At 43.8% G+C, this 1,683-nt stretch carries 2 protein-coding genes; both read right to left on the bottom strand.

What is annotated here, in order from left to right:
• Positions 1-48: 48 nt before the first annotated feature.
• The gene (locus NPX99_RS08595) at positions 49-378 is read right to left on the bottom strand and encodes a hypothetical protein (RefSeq protein ID WP_269031413.1); all 330 of its coding nucleotides are present in this window, start codon (positions 376-378) and stop codon (positions 49-51) included.
• Positions 379-388: 10 nt separating this feature from the next.
• Positions 389-1,683, bottom strand: a 1,295-nt coding sequence (locus NPX99_RS08590; RefSeq protein WP_442864055.1) for a phage major tropism determinant, incomplete at its 5' end; no start/stop codon positions are given.

Raw genomic sequence — 1,683 nt, 5'->3', positions numbered from 1 at the left:
AGCCCCACAAAAGGGGGGCGGAATAAAATCGTGATGGCTATTCGTGAGTTATTGGCTGCTGTCTCTTATTAAGAGCTCGACCTCCTCAACACTAAAATCAACAGAGCTGAGAAAAGAATATTCATCATCTTGCAATTCATACTGATAGCGCTTTTCAATAACATCTCCATCTAAATTAACCGGCATTTCTGTTGTCGTATCAATCTTATGCTTCTCATCCTCAAGACCTTCTTCTCCTTCTCCAAGTTCTTTTACACGAACCCAATGAAAACGCGTTTGTAAAAGCGCCTTTAGCCTTCTCACCGATTCATCTCTGTCATAAGCAAGCATGTTCAAATAATCTTGCTTCGTATTTAAATGCTCTGGATATTCTCTCATTCTTGTTGTCCTAAACATAACGGCGTGGACGGCTACAGCCACGAGCCCCTAACTGATCACTCCGTAAAGTACGACCATAGTCCGCACTTCTAACAGTGGCTCCAAAATTGGAACCATGACCAAAACTCCCGCCGCCTACCAAAACATTCATCACTGTCTTGAAAGCCGTCCTCCCTGCTAACGTATAAGCCGTCTGCATCGGAAACGTTCCCGATAAAAACTGCCAAACATAACCGCAACCATCCTCACAACCAATGTGAGAAATCATTCGTTTATTCGCAGTATCAACATGACCACCAGAATGTTTCTGGGGCGGTGCTTTTCTGCCCTGTATGCTCGTCTTGTCATTACTCCCATACATTGCCGAAGCAAATTCTATATCACTCAGTAAAGACTTCCTCATAAAAAGCAGATCATCGACATGATCCACATAACTACGATTGGTCGTTATCGGTACTCCATAGGCCGATTTGGTACTCATTCCGGTTCCTGACTGGAGATAAATATCTATCCAAAGATCTTGCGATCTGTCATAAACCATACCTTCTGGAGAACTATGGGGACGGTGATTAAGACACCAAACAGAAGCGGGTAAAATATCCCCTGCACGGTAACCCGATAAGGGATGAGCAGAAAGGGTCCCAACATCGGCACATAGCGTATGAAACCCTCCAATCTTTCGCGAATTCGTTGCTGTATAACCGTCGGGATACGTACTGTTATTTGACACGATAAATTTCTTATTACTGATACCTGTCACAACCAAATAAACATAATAATCCTTGCCCGCTGTTAGAGTTTGAGAGAGCGAAATAGTTTCATCTTTCGTATAACTGAAAACCAAAATATCATCTCCTATCGCAAAAGGAAGATGGGTCCCTTGTCTTAACGTAAGCTGTTTTTTGCCGGTCGCTACAAGAAACGGAGTCATTACAGAAAGAGCACTTACATTTATTTGTTTAAGAAAATTATGAAAACTTGAACTGCTACTGCTCTTGTTCGCTGTTAAAGCAGCTTGTTTGGCTTCCTCTGCTAATACCTTCGTTTCATCTACCATCGTTTTCGCACCATCGGCTATCTTTTTCGCCTCTTCCGCTGTGCTCTTGGCTTCTTGGGCTAATTGCTTTACAGATGCGTCTTGAGAAGCTATCGCCTGTCTATCCGCTTGTACAGCTTGTTCTGCTGCCGCTTTCGCTTCATTGGCTACCTTCCTCGCCTCACTTACATCTTGTTGTACCTGCTCTGCTTTTGCTGTTGCCGCTGCTGCCGCGCTTTTGGCTTCCTCAGAGACAACCTTTGCTGCAT

The organism is Bartonella sp. 220B (assembly GCF_026930205.1).
Taxonomy (GTDB): Bacteria; Pseudomonadota; Alphaproteobacteria; order Rhizobiales; family Rhizobiaceae; genus Bartonella.
The sequence above is the reverse complement of the archived record's forward strand: the minus strand, read 5'-3'. Positions and strand labels throughout refer to the sequence as shown.

What these genes read in the sequence shown, in the direction of transcription:
- NPX99_RS08595 (WP_269031413.1), bottom strand. Translation starts at nt 378, where the DNA reads ATGAGAGAATATCCAGAGCATTTAAATACGAAGCAAGATTATTTGAAC.